General features: G+C 72.8%; 21 protein-coding genes. 17 read left to right on the top strand and 4 right to left on the bottom strand.

All coding sequences use genetic code 11. The annotated features are described in order from the left end of the window. The 4 genes from PKY62_RS07085 to PKY62_RS07100 form a co-directional block, all read left to right on the top strand. Positions 1-677: substrate-binding domain-containing protein (locus tag PKY62_RS07085; protein ID WP_324536007.1), on the top strand; the 677-nt coding region annotated here is incomplete at its 5' end. Positions 678-839: 162 nt separating this feature from the next. After that, complete coding sequence (gene mmsA / locus PKY62_RS07090; RefSeq protein WP_324536025.1) at positions 840-2,372, top strand: multiple monosaccharide ABC transporter ATP-binding protein; 1,533 nt, start codon at positions 840-842, stop codon at positions 2,370-2,372. Continuing rightward, on the top strand, positions 2,369-3,541 hold the full coding sequence (gene mmsB, locus PKY62_RS07095; protein WP_324536008.1) for a multiple monosaccharide ABC transporter permease: 1,173 nt from the start codon (positions 2,369-2,371) through the stop codon (positions 3,539-3,541). The genes mmsA and mmsB overlap by 4 nt, the downstream gene beginning before the upstream one ends. Before the next feature lie 62 nt (positions 3,542-3,603). Continuing rightward, entirely contained in the window at positions 3,604-4,641 is a 1,038-nt protein-coding gene (locus tag PKY62_RS07100; RefSeq protein ID WP_324536009.1) for a lactonase family protein, read from the top strand. A 19-nt stretch (positions 4,642-4,660) separates the two neighbouring features. Here PKY62_RS07100 and PKY62_RS07105 read toward each other — a convergent pair whose 3' ends face one another. Further along, positions 4,661-5,398, bottom strand: coding sequence for a GntR family transcriptional regulator (locus PKY62_RS07105; RefSeq protein ID WP_324536010.1), 738 nt, complete (start codon positions 5,396-5,398; stop codon positions 4,661-4,663). A 209-nt stretch (positions 5,399-5,607) separates the two neighbouring features. Here PKY62_RS07105 and PKY62_RS07110 point away from each other — a divergent pair, with 209 nt between their 5' ends. Genes PKY62_RS07110 through PKY62_RS07120 form a run of 3 tightly spaced genes read left to right on the top strand, consistent with a single transcriptional unit; the run spans position 5,608 to position 9,264 of the window. Further along, on the top strand, positions 5,608-7,110 hold the full coding sequence (locus tag PKY62_RS07110) for a CoA-acylating methylmalonate-semialdehyde dehydrogenase (RefSeq protein WP_324536011.1): 1,503 nt from the start codon (positions 5,608-5,610) through the stop codon (positions 7,108-7,110). Positions 7,111-7,147: 37 nt separating this feature from the next. Further along, a complete protein-coding gene (gene mshA / locus PKY62_RS07115; protein ID WP_502875812.1) occupies positions 7,148-8,482 on the top strand; it encodes a D-inositol-3-phosphate glycosyltransferase in 1,335 nt (444 codons plus the stop codon). Between the two features lie 41 nt (positions 8,483-8,523). Then, positions 8,524-9,264, top strand: a complete 741-nt coding sequence (locus PKY62_RS07120; RefSeq protein WP_324536012.1) for a phosphoglyceromutase — start codon at positions 8,524-8,526, stop codon at positions 9,262-9,264. Between the two features lie 79 nt (positions 9,265-9,343). Here PKY62_RS07120 and phoU read toward each other — a convergent pair whose 3' ends face one another. Then, positions 9,344-10,000 (bottom strand): phosphate signaling complex protein PhoU, encoded by a 657-nt coding sequence (gene phoU, locus PKY62_RS07125; RefSeq protein WP_324536013.1) that lies wholly within the window; start codon positions 9,998-10,000, stop codon positions 9,344-9,346. Positions 10,001-10,145: 145 nt separating this feature from the next. Between phoU and PKY62_RS07130 the strand changes: the two genes are divergently transcribed. From PKY62_RS07130 to pstB, 6 genes are all read left to right on the top strand, one after another. Then, positions 10,146-11,357 (top strand): sensor histidine kinase, encoded by a 1,212-nt coding sequence (locus PKY62_RS07130; protein WP_324536014.1) that lies wholly within the window; start codon positions 10,146-10,148, stop codon positions 11,355-11,357. Further along, entirely contained in the window at positions 11,354-12,037 is a 684-nt protein-coding gene (locus PKY62_RS07135) for a response regulator (RefSeq protein WP_324536015.1), read from the top strand. Before PKY62_RS07130 ends, PKY62_RS07135 begins: the two co-directional genes overlap by 4 nt. 139 nt (positions 12,038-12,176) lie before the next feature. Beyond that, complete coding sequence (locus PKY62_RS07140; protein WP_324536016.1) at positions 12,177-13,145, top strand: PstS family phosphate ABC transporter substrate-binding protein; 969 nt, start codon at positions 12,177-12,179, stop codon at positions 13,143-13,145. Positions 13,146-13,173: 28 nt separating this feature from the next. Further along, positions 13,174-14,160, top strand: coding sequence for a phosphate ABC transporter permease subunit PstC (pstC, locus tag PKY62_RS07145; protein WP_324536017.1), 987 nt, complete (start codon positions 13,174-13,176; stop codon positions 14,158-14,160). Beyond that, on the top strand, positions 14,160-15,068 hold the full coding sequence (gene pstA, locus PKY62_RS07150; RefSeq protein WP_324536018.1) for a phosphate ABC transporter permease PstA: 909 nt from the start codon (positions 14,160-14,162) through the stop codon (positions 15,066-15,068). Before pstC ends, pstA begins: the two co-directional genes overlap by 1 nt. Positions 15,069-15,228: 160 nt before the next feature. Then, positions 15,229-15,993 carry a phosphate ABC transporter ATP-binding protein PstB gene (gene pstB, locus PKY62_RS07155; RefSeq protein ID WP_324536027.1) on the top strand — a complete coding sequence of 255 codons (765 nt, stop codon included), beginning with the start codon at positions 15,229-15,231 and terminating at the stop codon, positions 15,991-15,993. A 53-nt stretch (positions 15,994-16,046) separates the two neighbouring features. Here pstB and PKY62_RS07160 read toward each other — a convergent pair whose 3' ends face one another. Continuing rightward, positions 16,047-16,526 (bottom strand): hypothetical protein, encoded by a 480-nt coding sequence (locus tag PKY62_RS07160; RefSeq protein WP_324536019.1) that lies wholly within the window; start codon positions 16,524-16,526, stop codon positions 16,047-16,049. Positions 16,527-16,696: 170 nt separating this feature from the next. On the opposite strand from PKY62_RS07160, the gene PKY62_RS07165 reads away from it, so the two are divergent. Genes PKY62_RS07165 through ispF form a run of 3 tightly spaced genes read left to right on the top strand, consistent with a single transcriptional unit; the run spans position 16,697 to position 18,450 of the window. Then, on the top strand, positions 16,697-17,179 hold the full coding sequence (locus PKY62_RS07165) for a CarD family transcriptional regulator (RefSeq protein ID WP_324536020.1): 483 nt from the start codon (positions 16,697-16,699) through the stop codon (positions 17,177-17,179). 33 nt (positions 17,180-17,212) lie between these two features. After that, a complete protein-coding gene (ispD, locus tag PKY62_RS07170; protein WP_324536021.1) occupies positions 17,213-17,956 on the top strand; it encodes a 2-C-methyl-D-erythritol 4-phosphate cytidylyltransferase in 744 nt (247 codons plus the stop codon). After that, a complete protein-coding gene (gene ispF, locus PKY62_RS07175; RefSeq protein ID WP_324536022.1) occupies positions 17,953-18,450 on the top strand; it encodes a 2-C-methyl-D-erythritol 2,4-cyclodiphosphate synthase in 498 nt (165 codons plus the stop codon). Before ispD ends, ispF begins: the two co-directional genes overlap by 4 nt. Here the strand turns inward: ispF and PKY62_RS07180 are convergent. Then, positions 18,355-19,338 carry an EamA family transporter gene (locus tag PKY62_RS07180; protein WP_324536023.1) on the bottom strand — a complete coding sequence of 328 codons (984 nt, stop codon included), beginning with the start codon at positions 19,336-19,338 and terminating at the stop codon, positions 18,355-18,357. The genes ispF and PKY62_RS07180 overlap by 96 nt on opposite strands. A 73-nt stretch (positions 19,339-19,411) precedes the next feature. Between PKY62_RS07180 and PKY62_RS07185 the strand changes: the two genes are divergently transcribed. Next, positions 19,412-19,959 (top strand): LysR family transcriptional regulator (locus PKY62_RS07185; RefSeq protein WP_324536024.1); only part of this gene is annotated, 548 nt, incomplete at its 3' end.

Here is a 19,959-nt window from a genome sequence, read left to right on the forward strand (position 1 = left end):
CGGCCGAGGCGACGGAGACCAACACCCTCGTGATGAGCCTCGCCGACGGCGCCGGCCCGTTCACCCTCGAGCCCTTCGCCGGCTCGCCGGACGACAACAACGCCAAGTTCTTCTTCAGCGGCGCATGGGACATCCTGCTGCCGTACGTCGAGGCCGGTCAGCTGACCACCCCGTCGGGCAAGTCCCCGGCGAGCAACGACGACTGGCAGAGCATCGGCATCCAGGGCTGGGGCTCGGAGGACGCCCAGGACGAGATGACCAACCGGCTCAACTCGTTCTACGCGGCCGGTGCACCGCTCGACGCGGTGCTCTCCCCGAACGACTCGCTCGCGCTGGGGATCGCCCAGGCCCTCGAGGGTGCCGGCTACGTGCCCGGCGACGACTACCCGGTCCTGACCGGCCAGGACGGCGACCAGGCGAACGTGCTCAACATCATCGCGGGCAAGCAGTCCATGACCGTGTGGAAGGACACCCGGACCCTGGCAGCCCAGGTCGCGACGATGGTCCAGCAGATCGTCAACGGCGAGGAGGTCGAGGTCAACGACACCGAGACCTACGACAACGGCGTCAAGGTGGTCCCCACCTACCTCATCCCGCCGGTCTCCGTGACGGCTGACAACATCGAGGACACGCTCATCGAGTCCGGCTTCTACACCGCAGAGGACCTCGGTCTCTGACGGCCCCGGCCCGCCCGACCTGCCCGGTGGTCAGCCACCGGGCAGGTCGGGCACCACCCTGCCGAGCCCGACCGAGCAGACAGCGAGCCGACCGTGTCCGACCAGCCCCTGCCCCCAGCCCCCGCTCCGGGGGCCGCAGCCCCGAGCGCCACCGTGCTCGAGATGCGCTCGATCACCAAGACGTTCCCCGGGGTCGTCGCCCTCAAGGACGTGACCATCGAGGTGCGTCCCGGCGAGATCCATGCGATCTGCGGCGAGAACGGCGCGGGCAAGTCGACCCTCATGAAGGTCCTCTCGGGCGTCTACCCGCACGGGTCCTACGAGGGCGAGATCGCGTTCGAGGGGGAGCCCTGCTCGTTCCGCGGCATCCGCGACAGCGAGCACCGCGGGATCGTCATCATCCACCAGGAGCTCGCGCTGAGCCCGTTCCTGTCGATCGCGGAGAACATCTTCCTCGGCAACGAGCGCTCGCGCCGCGGCGTCATCGACTGGGGTGAGACCAACGCCCAGGCGGCGCGGCTGCTCGCCCAGGTCGGTCTGACCGAGCCGCCGGACACCAGGGTCTACGACATCGGGGTCGGCAAGCAGCAGCTCGTCGAGATCGCCAAGGCCCTGGCCAAGGACGTCAGGCTTCTCATCCTGGACGAGCCGACGGCCGCGCTCAACGACGAGGACAGCGCCCACCTGCTCGACCTCATCCGCGCCCTGCGCGACCGGGGGATCACCTCGATCATCATCAGCCACAAGCTCAACGAGCTCATCTCCATCGCCGACCGGGTCACGGTGCTGCGGGACGGCCAGACCATCACGACGATCGACAACACCCCGAGCGCCCCGGCGTCGGAGGAGGACCTCATCCGCGCCATGGTGGGCCGCTCGATGGACCACCGGTTCCCCGAGCGCACCCCGCACGTCGGCGAGGAGGTGCTGCGGATCGAGGAGTGGACGGTGCACCACCCGGTCCAGCACGACCGGGTGGTCGTCGACCGCGCCAACCTCACGGTGCGCCGCGGTGAGGTCGTCGGGATCGCCGGGCTCATGGGGGCCGGGCGCACCGAGCTCGCGATGAGCGTGTTCGGCCGCTCCTACGGCAGCGCGATCACCGGACGGCTCTACAAGGACGGCGTCGAGGTGCAGCTGCACTCGGTGCGCGACGCCATCGCCGCCGGCATCGCGTACGCGACCGAGGACCGCAAGCGCTACGGGCTCAACCTCATCGACGACATCAAGCGCAACATCACGGCGTCCGCGCTGAGCAAGGTCTCGCGCTGGGGCGTCATGGACGCCAGCGGCGAGGCGCTCGTGGCGGGCCGGTACCGGGCCGAGATGAACATCAAGGCCCCGTCCGTCGACGTGGTCGTCGGCACCCTCTCGGGTGGCAACCAGCAGAAGGTCGTGCTGTCCAAGTGGGTCTTCTCCGACCCGGACGTGCTCCTGCTCGACGAGCCCACCCGCGGCATCGACGTCGGGGCGAAGTACGAGATCTACACGATCATCAACCGCCTCGCCGAGGCCGGGAAGGCGATCGTCATGATCTCCTCCGAGCTCCCGGAGCTCATCGGCATGTGCGACCGGATCTACGCCATCAGCCAGGGCCGGGTCACCGGCGAGGTCGCGCGGGCCGAGGCCACCCAGGAGACCCTCATGCGCTTCATGACCATGGACAGCGACTCGGACAAGGGAGTGACCCGGTGACAACGCTCAGGCAGAGCCTCGGCGCGAACGTGCGTCAGTTCGGCATCGTCGGCGCCCTCTTCGTGATCGTGCTGCTCTTCCAGGTCCTGACCGACGGCAAGCTGCTGCTCTCCAACAACGTGGCGAGCCTCATCCAGCAGAACGCCTACGTCATGATCCTGGCCATCGGCATGGTGATCGTCATCATCGCCGGGCACATCGACCTGTCGGTCGGGTCGCTCGTGGCCTTCGTCGGCGGCGCCACGGCGCTGCTCATGAAGGAGGCGGGACTGCCGTGGCTGCTGGCGGTGGTCCTCGGCGTGGCGCTCGGCGCGCTGGCCGGTGCCTGGCAGGGCTTCTGGGTGGCGTACGTCGGCATCCCGGCGTTCATCGTCACGCTCGGCGGCTGGCTCGCGTTCCGCGGCGCGGCGATCCTCCTCGTGGGCGTCACGGTCGCGGGCTTCGAACCCGGGTTCGTGGCGATCTCCAACGGCTCGGTCCCCAACGTCCTGGGCTACGTCGCCAACCGGGACATGGTCACCCTGCTGCTCGGCGGGCTGACGATCGCGGCGCTGGTCGTCTCCCAGCTCCGCGCCCGGCGCGCCCGGCGCAAGCACGACCTCCAGGTCGAGCCCCTCGGCGCGACGGTCGTCAAGCTCGCGGTGTTCACCCTGCTGGTCGGGTACTTCGCCTGGGTGCTCGCTGGCAGCCGTGGCGGCACCCCGATCGTGCTGCTCATCGTGGGTGTGCTCATCGTCGCCTACTCGTTCGTCATGAACCGGACGGTCTTCGGTCGCAACGTCTACGCGATGGGCGGCAACCTGCTCGCGGCGATCCTGTCCGGCGTCAACACGAAGACGATGAACTTCTGGATCTTCGTCAACATCGGTGCGCTCGCGGGGGTCGCCGGCGTGGTGACGACCTCGAAGGCCGGTGCCGCCACGGCCAACGCGGGGACGATGTACGAGCTCGACGCCATCGCAGCGTGCTTCATCGGTGGCACGGCCGTGACCGGCGGCATCGGCAAGGTGTCGGGCGTCATCGTGGGTGCGCTCATCATGGGCGTGCTCAACATGGGCCTGTCGATCATGCGGGTCGACCCGGCGTGGCAGTCCGTGGTCAAGGGCCTCGTGCTGATCCTCGCCGTGGCGTTCGACCTCATCAACAAGCGGCGGGCCGGCACGCGCTGACCGACGCCGCCGGTGGCCGCCGCTGAACCTCCTCGCGGCGGCCACCGGCGTACGGTGACCCGGTGATCGCGCGCGCTGCCCTGTGGATCGGCACCTACCCGGCCGACGGCCCCGACGCCCCGGCCGGGACCGGCGAGGGTGTCTGGCGGGCGGAGCTGACCGATGCCGGGCTGACCGGGCACCTCGCCGCGGCCACCCCGGCGCCGTCGTTCCTCGCGGTGAGCGCCGACGGCCGCACGCTCTTCGCGGCGGGCGAGACCAGCCCGGGCAGCGTGACGCGGTTCGCCGTTGCGCCCGACGGCGCCCTGGCGCAGCGCGAGCGCGTGGCCAGCGGCGGGGTGCACCCGTGCCACCTGCTGCTGCACCCGGACGAGCGTGCGCTCTACGTGGCGAACTACTCCTCCGGCTCGCTCGCCGTGCTGCAGCTCGAGCCGGCCGAGGACGGGCTGCGGGTCGCGGGCGGGGTGGCGCAGGTCTTCGAGCACTCCGGCCGGGGCCCGCACGCCGAGCGCCAGGAGGGCCCGCACGTCCACTCGACGCTGCTCGCCCCGGGCGGGCGGGTGCTGCTGGCGATCGACCTCGGCACCGACGAGGTGCGGCGCTACCTCGTGGGTCCGGACGGGCGGCTGACGGTGGACGGCGTCGCGGCGCGGCTGCCCCCCGGCACGGGCCCCCGCCATGGCCTCGTGCTGGGGGAGCACCTCGTGGTGGTCGGCGAGCTGAGCGGCACGCTCCACCTGCTGCGCTGGGACCCCGCCACCGCCTCGGCGCACGAGGTCGACGTGGCGCCAGTGTGCGGCCCGCACGAGGGGCCGTCGCTCGCGGCCCACGTGCTGGAGGACGGCGAGGACCTGCTGGTGAGCGTGCGCGGGCCCGACGTCGTCGCGCGGTTCGGCGTGCGGGACGGGCGCCTCGTGCACCGGGGGGACACGCCGGTGGGGGCGTGGCCGCGGCACATGGCGCTGGTGGGCGGCCGGCTCGTCGTCGGCGCCCAGGGCGGCGGCACCGTGACGGCGTACCCGGCGCCGGCGTCGCCCGCGGGCGGCGCCGGCGCCGCGGTGCTCGCGGTCCCGACGCCGGCCTGCGTCGTGCCCGCCTGAGCCGGCCCGTGCCGGCGGCTCAGTGCGCGAACAGCGTCGTCTCGAACGAGTAGCGCGACGCGCGGTAGATGTGCTGACCGAACTCCACGGCCGTGCCGGCCTCGTCGAACGCCGTCCGCTCCATGGTCAGCAGTGCGGCACGGGCGGGTTCCTCGAGCATCCGGGCCTCGGCGGCCCGGGCGTTGCGCGCGCCGATCCGCTGCCGTGCGACCCGGGGCCGGACGCCCCTGGCGCGCAGGCAGTCGTACAGCCCGCGCACCTCGAGCTCCTCGCGACTCGGCGCGAGAGCGAGCGGGAGGTAGTTCGTCATCACGGCAAGGGGCTCGCCGCCGGACAGGCGCAGGCGACGCAGGCGGAGCACCTCGGTGCCGTCGGTGAGGTCCAGCGCGTCGGCGACGTCCGGCGTCGCCGGGACGTCCGCGTGGTCGAGCACGACGGTCGTGGGCAGCCTGCCGCTCGAGGCCAGGTCGTCGTAGAGGCTCGTCAGGTCCACCGGGCGGCGGATGCGCGCGGGTGCCACGTGCGTCCCGGCCCCGCGTCGGCGCACGAGGCGTCCGCGGTCGACCAGCTCGCGCAGCGCCTGGCGTGCGGTGGGCCGGGAGATCCCGAGGCGCGCTGCCATCGCGACCTCGCTCTCGAGGAGGTCTCCCGGCGGGAGCCGTCCGTCGGCGATCGCGGCCTCGATCGACTGCGCGACCTGGTGGTAGAGCGGGACGGAGCTGCCCCGGTCGAGGTCGATGCGCAACGGGTGCGTCACGGCGGTCTCCTCCTCGGCGGTCTGTCGGCGGCGGACCGCCCGCAGCCTGCCCCGCCGCACGATGGTGCGTCGGACGCGCCAAGGCTACCTCGTGGGTGAACGGCCGACCACATCAATGTCCGGACAAAGCCTTGACGATCGGGCGGGAACGAGGCATCGTCGTCGGCGTCCGTCGACCGACGGCACGGGGACGCTCGAGAGGGATCACGATGACCATCGGCCACTGGATCGACGGCCAGCCGGTGACGCCCTCCGGGGAGGGGGCCCAGCCGGTGTACAACCCCGCGACCGGTGAGGTGATCGCCCGGCTCGGTCTGGGCACCCAGGCGGACGTCGACCGCGGCGTCGCGTCCGCGCTGGCCGCGTCCGCCCGGTGGGCCCAGGTGCCCGTCGGCAAGCGTGCCGCGGTCCTCTTCCGGTTCCGCGAGCTGCTCGTGGAGAGCACGGACGCCCTGGCCGCGCTGGTCAGCCGCGAGCACGGCAAGGTCGTCTCGGACGCCAGGGGCGAGATCGCCAGGGGTCTGGAGGTGGTCGAGTTCGCCTGCGGCGTCCCGCAGCTGCTCCAGGGTGCGTTCTCCGACCAGGCGGCCACGGACATCGACGTGTACTCGGTGCGCGAGCCCCTCGGCGTGGTGGTGGGCATCACGCCGTTCAACTTCCCGGTCATGGTGCCGCTGTGGATGAGCCCGGTGGCGATCGCCACGGGCAACGCCTTCATCCTCAAGCCGTCCGAGCGCGACCCGTCGGCATCGCTCTTCCTCGCGGAGCTGTGGCAGCGCGCCGGGCTGCCGGACGGCGTCTTCACCGTGCTGCAGGGCGACAAGACCGTGGTGGACGGCCTGCTGCACCACCCGGACGTCGCCGCGGTCTCCTTCGTCGGGTCGACCCCCGTCGCCCGCTACATCCACGCCACCGCCTCGGCCAACGGCAAGCGGGTCCAGGCCCTCGGCGGTGCGAAGAACCACGGCGTGGTGCTCGCGGACGCCGACCTCGACGACGCCGTCAACCACCTCGTCGCCGCCGCCTACGGCGCGGCGGGCGAGCGCTGCATGGCGCTGCCCGTGGTGCTCGTCGAGGAGTCCGTCGCGGAGGTCCTCGTCGAGAAGCTCGCGCACCGGGCCAAGGACATCCGCGTCACCGCAGGCGACCAGCCCGGCGCGGACATGGGCCCGGTGATCACCCCGGCAGCCAAGGAGCGGATCGAGCGGATCATCACCTCGGCGCAGGAGCAGGGTGCGACGCTCGTCGTCGACGGCCGGGGCTACGTCGTCGAGGGGTACGAGAACGGCTTCTTCGTCGGCCCCACGCTCATCGACCACGTGGCGGTCACCCAGGAGGTCTACCGCGAGGAGATCTTCGGCCCGGTGCTCGACGTGCTGCGGGTCGGCGGGCTGGACGAGGCGATCGCGATCATCAACGCCAACCCCTACGGCAACGGCACGGCCGTCTTCACCTCGTCCGGCGAGGCGGCCCGGACCTTCCGTCGCTCCGTGCACGTCGGCATGATCGGCGTCAACGTGCCCATCCCGGTACCCGTCGCCTGGCACTCCTTCGGTGGCTGGAAGGACTCGCTGTTCGGCGAGAGCCACGTCTACGGGCCCGAGGGCATCACCTTCTACACCCGCGGCAAGGTCGTCACGGAGCGCTGGCCGCACCGCGCGGCGCCGGTCGCCGCCCCGGCGTTCCACTTCTCCGGCGACGCCCAGAAGTAGCCGTCCCGCACCGTCCGGGTGCGGCGTCCCGCCGGTGATGCCCGATACTGGTGGGCCGACGACCGGGAGGGCCAAGGTGAGCACCGCAGCACCGCGCATCGCGATGCTGTCCGTGCACACCTCGCCGCTCGACCAGCCGGGAACCGGCGACGCCGGCGGGATGAACGTCTACGTCAACGAGCTCGCCCAGGCCCTCGCGGACCAGGGTGCGACGGTGGAGATCTTCACGCGCGCCACGTCCTCGACGCTGCCCGACGTCGTCGAGACCGGCGAGGGCGTGCTCGTGCGGCACGTGCCCGCGGGGCCCTTCCATGGCATGGACAAGGCAGACCTGCCGGGCCAGCTGTGCGCGTTCACCGCCGGGGTGCTGCACGCCGAGGCGGCCAGGCCGCCGGGCTGGTACGACGTCGTCCACTCGCACTACTGGCTGTCGGGGCACGTCGGCTGGCTCGTCGCCGACCGCTGGGACGTGCCGCTGGTGCACACCATGCACACCATGGCCAAGGTGAAGAACGCCGCGCTCGGCCCGGGGGACGCCCCCGAGCCGCACGGTCGCATCATCGGCGAGGAGCAGGTGGTCGCGGCGGCCGACGCGTTGGTGGCCAGCACCGCGGAGGAGGCCGCCGACCTCGTCGAGCTGTACGACGCGGACCCCGCCCGCGTGCACGTCGTCGCCCCCGGCGTCGACCTCGACCTCTTCGCCCCGGACGGTGCGCTCGACGCGACCGCGCTGGCGGCGGCGCAGGCGCGTGCGCGCACGGCGCTGCACCTGCCGCTGGACGAGCACGTCGTCCTGTTCGCCGGGCGGGTCCAGCCGCTCAAGGCGCCCGACGTCCTGGTGCGGATGCTCGCCGAGCTCGCGGCCCGCGCGGCGCGGGAGGGCGCCGGTGCGCGCGTCCCGCTGCTCGTGGTCCTTGGCGGGCCGAGCGGCAGCCCGACGGCGGTCACCGCGCTCCTCGAGCTGGCGCGCGGCCTCGGCCTTGCTGACCGCGTCCAGGTCCGCCCCCCGGTGGGCCGGGCGGAGCTCGCGCGGTGGTTCCGCGCCGCTGACCTCGTGGCGATGCCCTCGCGCAGCGAGTCCTTCGGGCTGGTGGCGGCCGAGGCGCAGGCGTGCGGCACACCCGTCGTGGCGACCGGCGTGGGCGGCCTGCGCACCGTCGTCGCCGACGGGATCTCTGGCGAGCTGGTGCGCGGCCACGACCCGCTGCTGTGGGCCCGCGCCGTGGGTGACCTGCTCGCGGACCCCGCGCGCCGTGCCGTCCTCGGGGCGGGCGCGCGGCGGCACGCCGAGCAGATGGGCTGGGACGCCGCGGCCGGCGCCGTGCTCAAGGTCTACGACCTCGCGGCGCAGCGTCGGCCCGCCGGGCCCTAGATCCCGGCCCGTCCCGTCCTCGGATGGGGCAGGATTGCCCCATGACCTACTCCCTTGTGCTGCTCCGCCACGGCGAGAGCGAGTGGAACGCGAAGAACCTGTTCACCGGCTGGGTGGACGTCGCCCTGTCCGAGAAGGGCGTCGAGGAGGCGAAGCGGGGCGGGACCCTGCTCACCGACGCCGGCGTGCTGCCCGACGTGGTGCACACCTCCCTGCTGCGCCGCGCGATCACCACGGCGAACCTCGCCCTGGACGGTGCCGACCGGCACTGGATCCCGGTCAAGCGCAGCTGGCGTCTCAACGAGCGCCACTACGGAGCGCTGCAGGGCAAGGACAAGAAGCAGACGCTCGCCGAGTACGGCGAGGAGCAGTTCATGCTCTGGCGCCGCTCCTACGACACCCCGCCGCCGGTCATCGAGCTGGGCTCGGAGTTCTCGCAGGACGCCGACCCGCGCTACGCCGACGCCCCCGTGGTGCTCACGGAGTGCCTCAAGGACGTCCTCGAGCGGGCCCTGCCGTACTGGACCAGCGACATCGTCCCCGACCTTCAGGCCGGCAAGACCGTCCTGGTCGCGGCGCACGGCAACTCGCTGCGCGCGATCGTCAAGTACCTGGACGACATCGACGACGAGACCATCGCCGGGATCAACATCCCGACCGGCATCCCGCTGCACTACGAGCTGGACGAGGTCACCCTCAAGCCCGTGACGAAGGGTGGCACGTACCTCGACCCGGAGGCGGCAGCCGAGGCGATCAAGGCCGTGGCCAACCAGGGCCGCTGAACCGACGACGACGGCCCGTCACCCGTCGCGGGGTGGCGGGCCGTCGTGCGTGCGGGCCGTCGTGCTGCCGGGGCAGCGGTCAGAGCATCTCGCCGCGGTCGTCGGCGAAGTCGCCGGTGACCAGGTAGACGACGCGCCGGGCGATGGAGACGGCGTGGTCCCCGAACCGCTCGTAGAACCGCGCCAGCAGCGTGATGTCCACCGCCTGCTGGGCGGTGAGCCGGCCGGTGGCCGTCGTGACGAACGTGCTCGCGTGCAGGTCGTCGAGGAGGTCGTCGTCCTCCTCGATCGCTGCGGCGAGCTCGAGGTCGCGCGTCTCGATGACGGTCGTCACCTGCTGCGAGACGCGGACCGCCGCCTCGTGCATGCTCCGGATCGTCGTGACGAGCTCGTCGGGCAGCGCCGTCGCCGGGTAGCGCAGCCGGGCCAGCTCTGCGACGTGACGAGCGAGGTCGCCCATCCGCTCGAGCGATGCGCTCATCCGCAGGCCGGAGACGATGACCCGCAGGTCCCGCGCCACCGGTTGCTGCTGGGCGATGAGCAGCACGCAGCGCTCGTCGAGGTCGCGCTCCATGGCGTCGATGGTGTGGTCGTCGGCGATGACGCTCTCGGCGAGGGCGAGGTCCGCGGTGAGCAGCGCCGTCCCTGCCGAGGCGACGGCCGTCTCGACCAGGCGGCTCATGGCCGCCAGGTCCTCGCCGAGCGCAGTGAGCTCGGCCGTGAAGATGTCCCGCATGCTGTCCCTCTCGTCCTGGTCGAGCCACCGTCCCAGCGCCAGGTGAACGCGGCACCACGGTCAGGTGAACATCCGCCGCACGGCAGCGGTACGTTGCGCCGCCTGGTCGGTCGACCCCCGGGCTCAACCGTACGCTGCAGGAGTGATGGACGGACTCGCCGCGCTCGCAGCCGGCCTCATCGGGCTGCTCGTCGGCCTCGTGGCGGCCTTCGCGTTCCAGGTGAGCGAGCGCGAGCAGCGGGCGATGCCGCCGGAGCCAGAGGCGGAGCTCGACTCCGGGGCCGTCGAGGTGCTCGCGGTGCTGCGGTCGGCGACGGTGGTGCTGCGCCGCGACCTCGAGGTGGTCCGCGCCAGCGCGGCGGCGCACGCCGCCGGCCTGGTGCGCGGCGACCAGGTGGTGCACACCGCGGTGCGGGACCTGCTCACGCAGGTCGCCCGCGACGGCGAGATCCGGGACGCGGACGTCGAGCTGCCCCGGGGGCCGTTCGGCGGCGCGACGCTGCTGCTCCAGCTGCGGGCGGCCCCGCTGGGCCTGGACCACCTGCTGCTGCTCGCCGAGGACCGCACCGAGTCGCGTCGGGTCGAGGCCGTCCGGCGGGACTTCGTGGTGAACGTGTCGCACGAGCTCAAGACCCCGGTCGGGGCGCTGTCGCTGCTGGCCGAGACGGTCGAGCAGGCGGCGGACGACCCGGAGGTGGTGCGTCGCTTCGCCGGCCGGATGCAGACGGAGACCGCCCGCCTGACCACGCTGGTCCAGGAGATCATCGAGCTGTCCCGGCTCCAGGTCGCCGACCCGCTGCGCGCGCCGAGCACCGTCGAGGTGGACGCCGTGGTGCACGAGGCCGTCGACCGCGCGCGCACGGCCGCCACGGCCCAGGGGATCGAGCTCGAGGTGGGTGGGGACGCTGGCGCCGTGGTCTGGGGCGACCACGACATGCTCGTCACGGCGGTGCGCAACCTGCTGGACAACGCCGTGGCGTACTCCGAGTCGGGCACCCGCATCGGGGTCGGCACCGCGATCCGCGAGGAGGCGGGGGTGGTGGAGATCGCCGTCGTCGACCAGGGGATCGGCATCCCGGCTGCCGAGCAGCCGCGGCTGTTCGAGCGGTTCTACCGGGTCGACCCGGCGCGCTCGCGCGACACCGGCGGCACCGGCCTGGGCCTGAGCATCGTCAAGCACGTCGCGGCCGACCATGGCGGCGAGGTCACCGTGTGGTCGGAGCCCGGTCGCGGGTCGACGTTCACCGTCCGGCTGCCCACGGTCCGTCCCGTCCCCGACACCCCCGGGTCGCCTCCCGGGTCCAGCACCGATGGCGCGCAGCCCAGCGCGCCCCCTGCCGAAGGAGCCGATCGATGACCCGCATCCTCGTGGTCGAGGACGAGGAGTCCTACCGCGACCCCCTCGCCTACCTGCTGCGCAAGGAGGGCTTCGAGGTCTCGGTCGCGGCGACCGGCCCGGGCGCGATCGAGGAGTACGACCGCGGTGGTGCCGACCTCGTCCTGCTCGACCTCATGCTCCCCGGCATGAGCGGCACCGAGGTCTGCCGCCAGCTGCGCGTGCGCGGGACCGTCCCGGTGATCATGCTGACCGCCAAGGACGGCGAGATCGACAAGGTGGTGGGGCTCGAGCTGGGCGCCGACGACTACGTGACCAAGCCGTACTCCTCGCGCGAGCTCATCGCGCGGATCCGGGCAGTGCTGCGCCGGCAGGGCGAGGCCCTGCCCGTCGACGAGCAGGTCATCGAGGTCGGCGGGCTGCGCCTGGACCCGGAGCGCCACACAGTCGAGGTCGACGGCGTCGCGACCGCGTTCCCGCTCAAGGAGTTCGAGCTGCTCGAGGTGCTGCTGCGCAACGCCGGCCGGGTGCTGACCCGGGGCCAGCTCATCGACCGGGTCTGGGGATCGGACTACGTCGGGGACACCAAGACCCTCGACGTCCACGTCAAGCGCGTGCGGGCCAAGATCGAGGCGGACCCGGCGAACCCGGTGCGCCTGCTCACGGTGCGCGGTCTCGGCTACAAGGTGTCCGACGACTAGCGCCGCGGTCCCGCCCGCAAGCGCCCCGTGGAGTTCACCGTGCGTTCATCCGGTGGCGGGCATCGGTTCACGGCGACTGCCTAGCGTCAGCGCTGTCAACGGATCGAGCCCGACCGGGCACTTCGAGAGGCACACACACGTGAACCGCACCATCTACCGCGCCGCCGCCCCGGCCGCGCTCCTCCTGCTCGCGCTGACCGCCTGTGGCGGGGCCAACGAGACCGAGTCCGGCTCCGGCGGCGCCGCCGAGGGCTCCGCGCTCTCCGGCGAGGTCATCGCCGACGGCTCGTCGACCGTCGGCCCGCTCACCTCGGCCGCCGGGGAGCTGTTCCGCGAGGTCGAGTCCGGCGTCAACGTCTCGGTCGGCACGTCCGGCACGGGCGGCGGCTTCGAGGTCTTCTGCCAGGACCAGACGGACATCTCCAACGCCTCGCGCCCGATCAAGGACGAGGAGGCGCAGCTCTGCGCCGACGCCGGGATCGAGTTCACCGAGCTCACCGTCGCGACGGACGCGCTGACCGTCGTGGTCTCCGCCGAGAACGACTTCATCCAGTGCCTGTCCGTCGAGCAGCTCGCGACCCTCTGGGGCCCGGACGCCGAGGGCACGGTCATGACGTGGGACCAGGTCGACCCGTCGTTCCCCGCCGAGCCGATCGAGCTCTACGGCCCCGGCACGGACTCGGGCACCTTCGACTACTTCACCGACGAGATCAACGGTGAGGAGGGTGCCAGCCGCACCGACTACAACGCCTCGGAGGACGACAACGTCCTGGTCCAGGGCGTGTCCGGCTCGGCCAACGCGCTCGGCTACTTCGGGTTCACCTACTTCGAGGAGAACGCCGAGGCGCTGCGCGCCGTCGAGATCGACAACGGCGCCGGCTGCGTCGCCCCGAACGCCGAGACGGCGGCCGACGGCAGCTACGCGCCGCTGGCCCGCCCGCTCTTCATCTACGTCAACAACACCTCGTTCGCCGAGAAGGCGCACGTCGCGGAGTTCGTGAAGTTCTACGCTGCCAACGACGCCGACATCGCCGAGGCCGCCGCGTACATCCCGCTGAACGACGAGGCGTCGGCCGCGCTCGTCGCCGCCGTCGAGGCCATCGGCTGACCCAGAGCTCGACGGAAGGTCACACCTGGTGAGCACCTCACCCCTGCACGGGGCCTCGTCCTCCGCCGTCGGCGGAGCGGCGGGGCCCCGTGCGGGCCGCCCCCCGCGGCCCACGTCCCTGAGCCGTCAGTCCCCGCGGTACGGCGAGCGGCTGGCGCTGACCGGCCTGGCCGGCGCGGCCCTCCTCTCGGTGCTCGTCACCGTCGGGATCGTCGTCGCGCTCGTCGTGCCCGCACTGGAGTTCTTCCAGACGGTCAGCGTCGTGGAGTTCCTCACGGGCACCAAGTGGGCGCCCCGGTTCGAGAACCAGGAGGCCTACGGCGTCCTGCCGCTGGTCACCGGCACCCTGTGGACCACCGTCATCTCCCTGGCGATCGCCATCCCGTTCGGCCTCGGCGCGGCGGTGTACCTGTCCGAGTACGCCCCGAGCGGTGTGCGCAAGGTGCTCAAGCCGGTGCTCGAGCTCCTGGCGGGCATCCCCTCGGTGGTCTACGGCTTCTTCGCCCTGACCTTCATCGCCCCGGTGGTGCTCCAGCAGATCCTCAGCATCGAGGTCGGCACCTTCAGCGTCCTCGCCGCGGGCATCGCGCTCGGCATCATGATCATCCCCACGGTCGCCTCGCTGTCGGAGGACGCGATGAGCGCCGTGCCCAACGCGCTGCGCCAGGGGTCGTTGGCCCTGGGCGCCAACCGCATGCGCACCACGCTGCGCGTCGTCTTCCCCGCGGCCATCTCCGGCATCGCGGCCTCGATCGTGCTGGGCCTGTCCCGCGCCGTCGGCGAGACGATGATCGTGGCCCTCGCCGCGGGGACCCAGCCGCGCATGGTGGCGAGCCCCACCGAGCTGGGCCAGACGATGACCGGCTACATCGCTCAGACGGCGACGGGCGAGAGCACCCCGGGCACCATCGGCTACGACTCGCTCTACGCCGTCGGCCTGCTGCTCTTCCTGCTCACCCTCGTCATCAACATCATCAGCATCCGGCTGGTCCGCAAGTTCCGAGAGGCGTACTGATGGCCACCATCGGGGCACTCGCCAGCAGCGCCGTCGCGCGCCCGCTGCGCGCCCAGCAGCACTCCGACAGCAGCCCGGCGTCGATCGGCTTCCTCGTCGCGCTCTGGGCAGCCCTCGCGTTCGCGATCTCGGCGCTGCTCGCCCTGCTCGTCACGTCGTTCATCCAGGGCCTGCCCCGGCTGGACGCCAACCTCTTCACGCAGTACGCCTCGGAGCTGCACCCCGAGACCGCCGGTGCACGGGCCGCGATCCTGGGGTCGTTCTGGGTGATCGGCACCACGGCACTCCTCGCCATCCCGCTGGGCCTGGCCGCGGCCGTGTACCTCGAGGAGTTCGCCGACCCGCGCCGCTGGTACAACAAGCTCGTCGAGGTCAACCTGCAGAACCTCGCGGCCGTCCCGGCGATCCTCTACGGCATGCTCACCGCGGGCCTGGCGCTGTCCATCGGGCTGCGGCGCGGCGTGGTGCTCGCCGGCGGCATCGCCCTGGCGCTGCTCATCCTGCCGGTCATCATCATCTCGACGCGAGAGGCCCTGCGGGCCGTCCCGTCGGAGATCCGGCAGGGCTCGCTCGCGCTGGGGGCCACGCCGCTGAAGACCGTCTGGTACCAGACGCTGCCCTCGGCGATCCCCGGCATCGCGACGGGCACCATCCTGTCGCTGTCCCGTGCGCTCGGCGAGGCCGCGCCCCTGCTCATGCTGGGCGCGGTCGTGTTCATCACGTACGACCCAGACGGCGTGCTCTCGGGGTTCACCACGCTGCCGATCCAGATCTTCAACTGGGCCGGTCGCGCACAGCCGGAGTTCCAGACCCTCGCCTCCGCGGCGATCATCGTGCTGCTCGGCATGCTGCTCATGATGAACGCGGTCGCGATCGCGATCCGCAACCGCTACCAGAAGCGCTGGTGATCCCGTGACCACCCCGATCTCCGACCTCAACGCGCCCGGCGCCCCGACCCCAGGACAGCCCATGAGCGACAGCCCGACGTCGACCGCCCCGGTCCGGCTCACCACCGACCCGACCGGCCGCGCCACGCGCACCCTTCCGGCCGCGACCCCGGTCATCGAGATGACCGACGTCGACATCTTCTACGGCGCCTTCCGTGCCGTCAGCGGCGTGACGCTGCCCTTCGGTCGCAACGAGATCACGGCGCTCATCGGGCCATCCGGCTGCGGCAAGTCCACCGTGCTGCGCAGCCTCAACCGGATGAACGACCTCATCATCGGCGCGCGCGTCGAGGGCTCGATCACGTACCACGGGCAGGACATCTACGCCAAGGACGTCGACCCGATCGAGGTACGTCGGCGGCTCGGGATGGTCTTCCAGAAGCCCAACCCGTTCCCGAAGTCGATCTACGACAACGTCGCCTACGGCCCCAAGGTCACCGGCATGAAGGTCGAGTCGATGGACGACCTCGTCGAGCAGTCGCTGCGCGGCGCTGCGCTGTGGGACGAGGTGAAGGACAAGCTCAAGCAGTCGGCGTACGGGCTGTCCGGCGGCCAGCAGCAGCGGCTCTGCATCGCGCGCACCATCGCGGTGGAGCCCGAGGTCATCCTCATGGACGAGCCGTGCTCCGCCCTGGACCCGATCGCCACGGCGCGCATCGAGGACCTCATGATCGAGCTGTCCGAGGACTACACGATCATCATCGTCACCCACAACATGCAGCAGGCCGCGCGGGTGGCGGACCGGACGGCGTTCTTCACGGCCCAGGCGGCCGAGGGCTCCGGGGACCGGACGGGGCTGCTCGTGGAGTTCGACCTCACGTCGAAGATCTTCTCCGACCCGGCCGACCAGCGCACCGAGGACTACATCTCCGGCCGCTTCGGCTGAGCCGCGGGGCGCCTCGGTCGGGTCCGGTCGCGACCGGACCGGGTCGGCCGGTCTCAGGCGCCGTCGGCCGCCGGGACGAGGTCCGCGTACTCCGGGAGCGTGCCGTCGAGCACCGGGACGTCGAGCGTCGTGGCGCCACCCGCGTCGGAGTCGATGTGCACCGTCACCATGGCGCCGGGCGGCGCCGGGACGGCCTCGAGGTCGACCGGCTCGTCCCGCGGGCCGAGCCGGACGGTGGCGCCGCCGTCGAGCGCGATCGTGGTGTCCGCGCCGTCGCCCAGGCCGATGGTCAGCTCCACCGGGCTGGGGCCGCGGTTGGTCGCCGAGCCAAGGATCGTGCCGGGGGCGCCCTCGGCGACGCTGAGCACCAGCACGTTGGCCAGCTCGACGTCGCCGATCACGAGGCCCAGCCCGTCCGACGGGTCGTAGGGGACGGACGTGGTGATCTCGTTGGTCGCGGAGCACCCGGTCAGTGCCAGGGACAGTCCGAGGGCGGCCACCGCGAGGTGGCGGGGGTGGCGCAGGCTGGTCACGGAGGCTCCCGGGTCGCGGCGAGGAGGGGCACGCAGTGCGGCGCCAGCCTAGTGCCCCGCACGGCCGTGCGGGAGGTGGCGCCCCTGACCTGCGCAAACGCATCCCGGCGCAGGTCAGGGGCGCGTGGGGGCATGGTAAGATGGGCACCCGCGAAAGGGGACGCCTCCACATGACTTTTGCCGTAGGCGAGACCGTTGTCTACCCGCACCACGGGGCAGCGCTCATCGAAGAGATCAAGGTCCGCACCATCCGGGGCGAGGAGAAGCTGTACCTCAAGCTCAAGGTCGCCCAGGGCGACCTGACCATCGAGGTGCCGGCGGAGAACGTCGACCTCGTGGGCGTGCGTGACGTCGTCGGGCAGGAGGGCCTCGAGAAGGTCTTCGACGTCCTGCGCGCCCCGTACACCGAGGAGCCGACCAACTGGTCGCGCCGGTACAAGGCCAACCTCGAGAAGCTCGCCTCCGGCGACGTCATCAAGGTCGCCGAGGTGGTTCGCGACCTGTCGCGCCGCGACGCCGACCGTGGGCTCTCCGCCGGCGAGAAGCGCATGCTGGCCAAGGCCCGGCAGATCCTCGTCTCCGAGCTCGCCCTGGCGGAGCACACCGAGGAGGAGAAGGCCGAGGCCATCCTCGACGAGGTCCTGGCGTCCTGACGGGCGCCGGCTGACCTGCGCCGTCCACCGACCGTGCGCGCCGTCGCCATCCTCACCGCCGCGGGCAGCGGCGAGCGTCTGGGCGGCGGCGGGCCCAAGGCCCTCGTCGAGCTCGGCGGGGTGCCGCTCGTCGTGCGCGCCGCCCACGCCCTGCTGGGCTCGGGCGTCGTGGACCACCTGGTCGTCACGGCGCCGGGCGATGCCGTGGTCCAGGTCGCGGATGCCCTGGCGCGCGCCGAGCCGCCCGTCGCGGCGGACGTCGTCGTCGGCGGCGCCTCGCGGCAGGCCTCGGTCGCGGCCGGGCTGGCCGTGGTCGCTGCCCTGCCGGGCGCCGGCCCGGGGCTCGTGGTGCTCGTGCACGACGCCGCCCGGCCGCAGGTCCCCGCCGACGTGGTGCGCCGCGTCGTCGCCGCCGTCCGGGCGGGGCACGGCGCCGTGGTCCCCGGGCTGCCGGTGACCGACACGGTCAAGCAGGTGGATGCGCCGCGCGACGGCGCAGCGCGCGTGCTGGGCACACCCGACCGGCGTGCGCTGCGCGCCGTGCAGACCCCCCAGGGGTTCACGCTCGACGTCCTCGCCCGCGCCCATGGCGCCGGGGCCGCACGGGCCGGTGACGAGGCGACCGCCGCGACCGACGACGCCGCCCTGGTCGAGGCGCTCGGCCTGGACGTCTGGGTGGTCGACGGCCACGAGGACGCCATGAAGATCACCACGGCGCGCGACCTCGCGGTGGCCCATGCCCTGCTCGCCCCCGAGCCGCCGGACGGTGGCCGATGAGCGGCCTGCGCGGGCTGCCCCGCACGGGGATCGGGGTGGACGTGCACGCGTTCGCCGCACCGGGCTCTGGCCGGCCGATGTGGCTCGCGGGGCTGCACTGGCCGGGCGAGGTGGGCCTCGTGGGCCACTCCGACGCCGATGTCGCGGCGCACGCCGCGGCGGACGCGCTGCTGTCGGCCGCCGGGCTGGGCGACCTGGGCTCGAACTTCGGCACCGCGGAGCCGCAGTGGGCTGGGGCGTCGGGGGCCGTGCTCCTCGCCGAGGCCGCGCACCGCGTGCGGTCCGCGGGGTTCACCATCGGCAACGTCGCGGTGCAGGTCATCGGGGTGCGCCCGAGGATCGGTGCGCGCAGGGCCGCGGCCCAGGCCGCGCTGTCCGCCGCGTGCGGTGCGCCGGTGTCAGTCTCGGCCACCACCACCGACGGGCTCGGGCTCACGGGTCGGGGCGAGGGTGTGGCCGCCATCGCCACCGCCCTGGTCGTCACGCTGGCCTGAGGGCGGGCGCGCCGGCACGGGCCGCAGGCTGCCGAGCAGCACCCCACCGACGACCAGCGCCCCGAGGGCGAGCTCGATGCTCGCCGGCCGCTCGCGCAGCACGAGCCAGGAGGTCGCGAACCCCGCGACCGGGACGAGCATGGAGAACGGCGCCACCGTGCTCGACGGGTAGCGCGCGAGCAGCGTGGTCCACAGCCCCGAGCCGAGCACCGTCGCGACGAGCACGGTGTAGGCGAGGCCGGCGAGCGCGAGAGTGGCCCGCGGCGTGCCGAGGGTGGTCAACGAGGTGCCGATCGCCGCAGGCCCGTCGAGGAGCAGCGCGAGGCCGAGCATCGGCAGCGGCGGGACGGCCGCCATCCACAGGGTCAGGCGCAGCGGGCTGTCCGGCGCGGCCTGGCGGGAGCTGAGGTTGCCCAGCGCCCAGCCCAGCCCGCCGCACAGCGTCAGCACCACGGGCAGCAGGGCAGCGCCGCCCCCGAGCCCCGCGCGGTGCACGGCGATCCCGGTCAGCCCCACCACTGCCAGGCCCGTGCCGAGCACCTGACGCCCGGTGAGCCGCTCGCGCAGCAGGGCCGCACCGAGCAGCACGGTGAACGGTGCCGAGGCCTGCAGCACGAGGGAGGCGAGCCCCGTCGGCATGCCCTGGGCCATCGCGAGGTAGAGGAAGGCGAACTGCAGCACGCCGAAGCCGAGCCCGTAGCCCAGCAGCCAGCGCGTGCGCACGGCGGGCCGCGGCACGAGCAGCACCGTCGGCACGGCGATGAGGGCGAACCGCAGGGCCACGAGGAAGAGCGGCGGGAAGTGCTCGAGCGAGAGGTGGATGGCGGTGAAGTTGGCACCCCAGACCAGCGCGACGACGACGGCGACGGCGCGGTCACGGGGGAGCATGCCCACGAGTCTGGGAGACGACGCGGTTTCAGCACCAGCGAAAGATCCTTCACCAACCCTGTAGCGTCACGACATGGACCCGCTGCACCTCGAGACCCTGCGCGCCGTGCACGACCGCGGCGGCGTCACCGCCGCCGCCCTGGTGCTGCGCCTGACGCCGTCGGCCGTCTCCCAGCAGCTCAAGGCGCTGCAGCGCGTCGCGGGCGTCCCGCTCACCGAGCGCGTGGGGCGTGGGCTGCGGCTGACGCCCGCCGGCGAGGCGCTGGCGGCCAGCGCGGTGGACGTCGCCGTGGCCCTGCGGCGCGCGGAGGCGGCCTGCGACGCGTTCCTCGCCCGGCCCACGGGCACGGTGCGCCTCGCGGCGTTCCAGAGCGGCGCCCAGATGCTCGTACCGGGACTGCTCACGCGGCTGGCCGCCGATCCGGGCATCACGCTGCAGGTGGCGGACGAGGACGTCGCCCAGCGCGACTTCCCGGCCCTGACGGCGGACGCCGACGTCGTCCTCGCGCACCGCCCGGACCGCGGGCACGCCTGGGACCCGGCGGTGCGCGTGGTGCCGCTGCTGCGTGAGCCGCTCGACGTCGCGCTGCCGCTCGGCCACCGGCTGGCCGACCGCGAGTC

Origin of the sequence: Actinotalea sp., from assembly GCF_035443605.1 — a bacterium.
Lineage (GTDB): Bacteria > Actinomycetota > Actinomycetes > Actinomycetales > Cellulomonadaceae > Actinotalea.